Below are 6,396 nucleotides of genomic sequence, written 5' to 3' on the forward strand. Positions count from 1 at the left end.
GCTTTTTGCATATGGTTGTTTTTAAATATTGATTATTAGTAATATAGATAAGTAAAGAGTTTCTGAATCGAGGCTCTTTATTGTTTTTTGAAAGAAAGTTTGTTAGAGCTTTTAAAACAAGTAGTTTTTTAATCCGGATAGTAACAATGCTCCTAATGATGCCCAAGATACTGACGGAGATGGATTGCCTGATTATTTAGACGTTGATGATGACGGCGACGGTTACGCCACTTGGGAAACGCTTGAAGGCGGTCCGGGTTATTTTAACCCTCAAATACCGGATGATACAGACGGCAGTCCATATACTTTAGACGATGATACAGACGGAACCGCTAATTATTTGGACGACACCAACGGAAATTATCAGGTAACAGGCCCTATAGCAATCAAAAATTACTTATCTTTGATAGGTGACAAACGTTATGAGTTAAGTAATCATTTGGGGAATGTATTGGTCGTAGTAAGCGATAAAAAAGTTCCTAATTTAGATAACGGAACACTTCTTAACTTTAACGCCGACGTTCTTAGTTATAATGATTATTATCCTTTTGGTATGTTAGTACCAAACAGGCATGCAAGCTCAAATTCATACCGTTACGGGTTCCAGGGACAAGAAAAGGATGATGAGATTAAAGGAGAAGGAAATTCTTTAAATTATACTTTTAGAATGCATGACCCGAGGGTGGGGAGGTTCTTAAGTTCAGATCCATTACAAAAATCATATCCTTGGAACTCTCCTTATGTTTTTAGTGAAGATAGAGTAATTGATGGAACAGAATTAGAAGGGAAAGAATATATGGACAAAGAAGAATCCATGATAGAAGTTAAGTTTGGTAAGTTATTTATAAAACTAGAAAATTTTTCAAATGCTTATAAAAATCTATTTAAAGAACAATTTCCGAATCATCAAATTTATTACCCAGATCGTGATTACAATCCAGGACAATTAAAAACTCAATTGTTTTATGTAGAAAATGTTTATAATTCAGTGTTATTTACTAATGATAATGTTTCAAGAGGTTATAAATTTAATATTTTAGATACTGATTTTAGATATCCAAGAATGGATGTTGTTTATTCACGAGATGCAGTTACTGAAACAAGTGTTAATCAAAATTCAATTTACTTAGGTAGGAGAAATAATAATGGGAGTTTAGACAAAAGATTTAATACTAGTTCAGCTAAAAATTGGTCAATAGCTGAAACTACTAGTAGTAACATCGTTGTAAGTAGATTAAGACCTAATACTCATGCTGTCCTAGCTGGAGGCGTCTTTGAATTAATGAACTATACTCTATCAGTAACAACAGACTACATGACAGGCTTTGATAGTAAAAAAGTATTTGATCAGACAAATGGACCAGATAATGTTTTTGATCAAGCTTATGAAGATATGGAAAGAGCAATTAATGGAGGATTACTAGAGAATTATAGTCTTACTGACGTAAGTCAAATTTTTAATTATGTGCTTTATGGCGGTGATGGTTATGAATCTGATGAAATAATAAATAAAGGACGAGAAATAATTCGGAAATATAGTTCAGATAGTGCAAAAAATAATTTAATTTTAACAGAATTAAATGAATCACTAGTTAAATATCAAAATAGAGGAGAATGAAATTTTTAATATCAATTTTTGTTATTCTTGTCAGTTGCCAAGCTAATAAAGAAAAGATTATAGAAAACACTAAATGGGATGTTTTGTATATTTCTTTAAATCAAAATAATCTTAATGAAAATAATCTTCATGTTGCCAATAATTTTAGAGGAGGAAGAAAAATATTTAGTATTTATTTTTATGATAACAAAATTTTAATTTCAAAAAATGAACCAAATAAAGACAAGGGTAATTATGAATTTGAATCAATCAACAATGAAAATTACTTAAATATCAAAACCGATAATAAATATTTTAATAAAAAATTCAAATATGAATTATCAAGTAGAGATACTATTTTACAAGAATTTAAAAGCACTATCTATGAATTAGATCTTATATCAGACACAATTCATATACGATTAAGAAGGTTTACTCCTTTAGAATTGATTAAAAATTAAGGAGTAATATAGTTTAACTAGGATAACATAGCAACCTAATTCATAAAACAAATTTAAAATATAAGTTATTAAAAAACAGTGTTTAGTGTAAAACCTAAATGCTGTTTTTTTAGTATAAAAGTGTCCGGTAGTGGGTCAAAAAAGCACCTATGATGAATAAAGATGTTAGAATATTTATAATCATAAGGTTATAAAACAAACTATAATCATGCAATTAGAAACGATTTTAGCAGAAAAGTTTTATAAGTTAGTTGAGATACATTTAGAAAGCGGGGTAATGTTACAGAGTTAGTGATGTAATTTTCAATATAAGTTAAAGTTTTAAAAATCAAATGATAACGTAAATTTTATAATTAAAGGATAAGCAATATTGCTTATCCTTTTTTTATTTGTTTTTCTTTAAAATCAGTAAATATGAACTTAAATGAGACCTGGTGTTACAAAGTTAGTGATGTCAAAAAATGTAAATTTTGTAAATCAAGCAGAATTGTTAAAAATGGTACTTCAAAAAACAAGAAACAACTGTTTAAATGTAAGGAATGTAGAAGGTATTTTATAATTCAATATTCTTATAAAGCATATAATCCAAACATAAATGACTTCATAATCAAATTAACTAAAGAAGGTCTTGGAGTTAGAAGTACGGCAAGAGTTTTAAAAATTTCAACTACAACAGTTTTAAAAAGAATTATATTAATAGCAAGAACAATTAATAAACCAAAAATTTCCCCTAATAGAATATATGAGATTGATGAAATGCGTTCTTTTATAAATAGAAAAACAAATCCAATCTGGATTGTTTATGCATTAGATAGAGCCTCAAAAAGCGTTGTAAGTTTTAATGTTGGTAATAGAACTAAAAAAACTTTGAATCATGTAACAAATTCAGTTGTACTTTCTAATCCAAAAAAAGTCTATACAGATAAGTTAATTCATTATAAATCACTTTTAGAAGATGTTGCACACAAAGTAAATAAATATGGCACTAACAGAATTGAACGTAAAAACCTTACGTTGCGAACCCATATTAAAAGATTGAGTAGGAAAACGATCTGTTTTTCGAGAGAAAAGAAATATCTTGAAGCTCATTTACGAATTTATTTTTGGGCATGATTCTTATAAGAGGGGGCTCAAAATTATATATATTTAACAAGTTCTAATAACTTTGTTTAGTGTAATGATCACTCTACTTTTGGTATGCTTGTTCTGAACAGGCATCAATCAAGTGCTGTGACAGATTTAAAAGGATATTGTAATATCCTTTCGGATATTGAAGCTGAAATAGTTGAAAGGATAGAACTAAAGAAAGGATATAAAATTTTAGTTAAAGATCCTGGAGGCAATTTCCTTGAATTATATGAGTTTTATAAAGCTACCTTTTACTGACTACAAAAGACAAAACACTTTTAATCGGAGCGCCTTGTCTTTTTTTGTACGAAAAATATCTTGTTTGTTGTGGGGTAAATTCTGTTTAAAATAGCTTTTTAGCCACAATTTGACTGATTGGACAACAGTAGCTTAGCGTCAAAAAATAACATCATGAACGAATCTCAAAAAAAGATTTTTTTACTTGTTGATGATCACGTCCTGATTCGGTTAAGCTTAGAGTTCATAATCCGTGAGTTGTTTTTAGGAGCTGTCATATTACAGGCCAATTCACTGGAAGAAGCAAATGATATTTTAAACAGTCAAGTCATCAATTATGTTATAATAGATATTAGTTTTCCGGAAGGAAATAGTTTAGGATTCGTTTCTGACCTGGTAAAAGAGAGAGAATGGGTGAAAGTATTGATATACAGTGGATATGAGGATGATTTTTATGCTTTAAGTTTTTTAAGAGCAGGAGCATGCGGTTTTCTAAGTAAACAAAGTAACAAAGAAGAAATAAAGACAGCTTTAACGAATATGGTCGTAAAAGGAAAACACATACCTGCTGATCTTCAGAATAAAATTTTAGATGCTTTCCTGCAAAAGCAAACGCTTCTACCTATAGAAGAATTATCAACACGAGAAATGGAAGTCGCTAAACTTCTGGTAGAAGGACAGGGTAATTTGGAAGTAGCCGTAATATTGAATACCAAACAAAGTACAATAAGCACCATAAAAAGTAGAATCTTTCAGAAACTGGGCATTTCTAATCTGCCGGAGTTAATAGAACTATTCAAATTTTATAGAGGCTAAGTTTATAAAATTTGAACCTTTATACGTAAAAAACAAAAGCCATTTGTTAAAAATGCTTTATCTTTTTTCTATGTAAAAAACATCTTACTTATTGTGGATAAAATTCTTGTCTAAATAGCTGTTTGGCTACAACCTGTCTCTTGTCACTATTATAGTTTTGTTTCGTAAAACCCAATGGAATAATAGACATTGGAATAAAATACAAATCAAGATTATAATTATTAACAAATTTTTATGGAAGTTTTTACTTTAACAAAAGAAAAGCAAATGAATAAAAAAGGAAAATACCATTTTATTCTATTATTGGCTTTTTCATTTTTGCTGCTTTTCCAAAACAAGGCCTCAGCCCAAATTGAAGCCGTTAACGATGACTTTACTGCCGTAGCTATTAATGGAACTACCGGAGGTGCATCTGCAACTGTACTGTCTAATGATTTATTAAACGGTGTACTACTTAATCCGGCAGATATAATAGTAAGTGCTGTTACTATTCAGCCCGGATTAACGTTAAATTCAGATGGTACTATAACTGTAGCACCCGGTACGGTTGCAGGGATCTATCAGGTCGAATATCAGATTTGTGAAGCGATTGCCCCTTCAAATTGTAGTACAGCAATGGCAAATGTTTTGGTAGATATAGATTCAGATGGAGATGGTGTGCTGGATTCAGCAGATTTAGACGACGATAATGACGGTATTTTAGATACCGATGAGTGTAGTGTTCCTACGGTTTCACTTAGCGGATTGCATGCGCTTATCCCTTCTTCTATTCCGGCAACAGGTTTAACAACTGGGGACAGATTATATAAATCCAATGCCTTAACTCATTTGGGTATTACTTATGATTTAATAGTTAATGTATTAAATGTTAATCCTGGTGGTGGTAGCATTAGTTTAAATGGAGGAGGGGCTATTAATTTAGCTGATGTTATACCGGAGCAAAATCCTTATATTGAATATACAATTGAATTTGTTGCTGCTGGTACAGGAGCAACAAGCACTGGAGCTTACACTCCTTTAAATGTAGGGGAGATCATTATAAATTTTGAAGATATTGATGGTTATGGTGATACTAGCTTAGGAGAGGTTGTAGGATATTCCAATACATCTCTTCCTTCAAATATAGTAATAGGGAGTACTCTGGTCACCGGAGGATTTGATTTTGGTGTTTCCGGATTAGGAGGCCCCGGAACCAATTATACGTATTACTATCCAATAAATACAGGAATAGGTAATGTTCCGAATGATATTACCGGAAGTGTAGATTATAATTTGTCTTTAACTTTTAACTCTTATTCGGGTTCAAGTTTTGTCTTTGGATGTACAGGTCCGGGAACTACGGTAAAATCAAGAGGAATGGCTACCAGTTTAAAGTCATTTTATGCTTGTGATACTGACGGGGATGGAATCCCTAATGAATTAGATACAGATTCTGATAATGACGGCTGCTCTGATGCTAATGAATATTATAATAATGCGAATGCTGACGGTGGTGATGGTGGACAGTACGGTACAGGACCGGATCCCGTAGCTGTTAATTTGGATGGTACTGTGATCGGCGCTGCTTATACAGGAGATTATACCAATGCTGTAACTGCCGGAAATGTGAGTACTATTGATACACAACCAACAGATCAAACCGGCCTGGTAGGTGATACAGTTCAATTTACAGCGGCAGTAAGCGGAGGTTCAGGAGTAACGCAATACCAATGGCAAGAAAGCACAGACGGAACTATTTGGATAGACATAACTGATGGGGGGATCTATTCAGGTGCAACAACCTCAACCCTAACATTAACAGGGGTAACGTATACAATGGACAGCAATCTGTATCATGTAGTAATAACAGAGACAAACTATATATGTGGAGTAGTATCTTCAGTAAATGCTCTCTTAAGTGTTAATGTTCTTCCTGTTGCAACTGATGACAATGCAGTAACCAATGAAGATACACCCATAATCATAGACGTAATAGCTAACGATACAGATATAGACGGAACGATCGATCCTACCACGGTAGTGGTAACGGTAAGTCCATCAAACGGAACGGTAACAGTAGATCCTGTAACAGGCGAAGTGACCTATACTCCGAATCCGGATTACTTTGGAACAGATACTTTCGAATATCAGGTATGTGATAATGAAGGTTTGTGTGAT

At 32.3% G+C, this 6,396-nt stretch carries 5 protein-coding genes; all 5 read left to right on the forward strand.

Annotated features, from left to right (window positions below):
- Positions 1-184: 184 nt before the first annotated feature.
- Entirely contained in the window at positions 185-1,618 is a 1,434-nt protein-coding gene (locus tag NHF50_RS09995) for an RHS repeat-associated core domain-containing protein (protein ID WP_252776168.1), read from the forward strand.
- Complete coding sequence (locus tag NHF50_RS10000; protein WP_252776169.1) at positions 1,615-2,058, forward strand: hypothetical protein; 444 nt, start codon at positions 1,615-1,617, stop codon at positions 2,056-2,058. The genes NHF50_RS09995 and NHF50_RS10000 overlap by 4 nt, the downstream gene beginning before the upstream one ends.
- 414 nt (positions 2,059-2,472) lie before the next feature.
- Positions 2,473-3,171: an IS1 family transposase gene (locus NHF50_RS10005; protein ID WP_252776170.1), complete on the forward strand. Its 699-nt coding sequence runs from the start codon at positions 2,473-2,475 to the stop codon at positions 3,169-3,171.
- Between the two features lie 426 nt (positions 3,172-3,597).
- Complete coding sequence (locus NHF50_RS10010) at positions 3,598-4,239, forward strand: response regulator transcription factor (RefSeq protein WP_252776173.1); 642 nt, start codon at positions 3,598-3,600, stop codon at positions 4,237-4,239.
- A gap of 234 nt (positions 4,240-4,473) precedes the next feature.
- The coding region (locus NHF50_RS10015; protein WP_252776175.1) for an Ig-like domain-containing protein at positions 4,474-6,396 on the forward strand (1,923 nt) is incomplete at its 3' end.

The organism is Flavobacterium sp. NRK F10, assembly GCF_024054235.1.
GTDB classification, from domain to species: domain Bacteria; phylum Bacteroidota; class Bacteroidia; order Flavobacteriales; family Flavobacteriaceae; genus Flavobacterium; species Flavobacterium sediminis.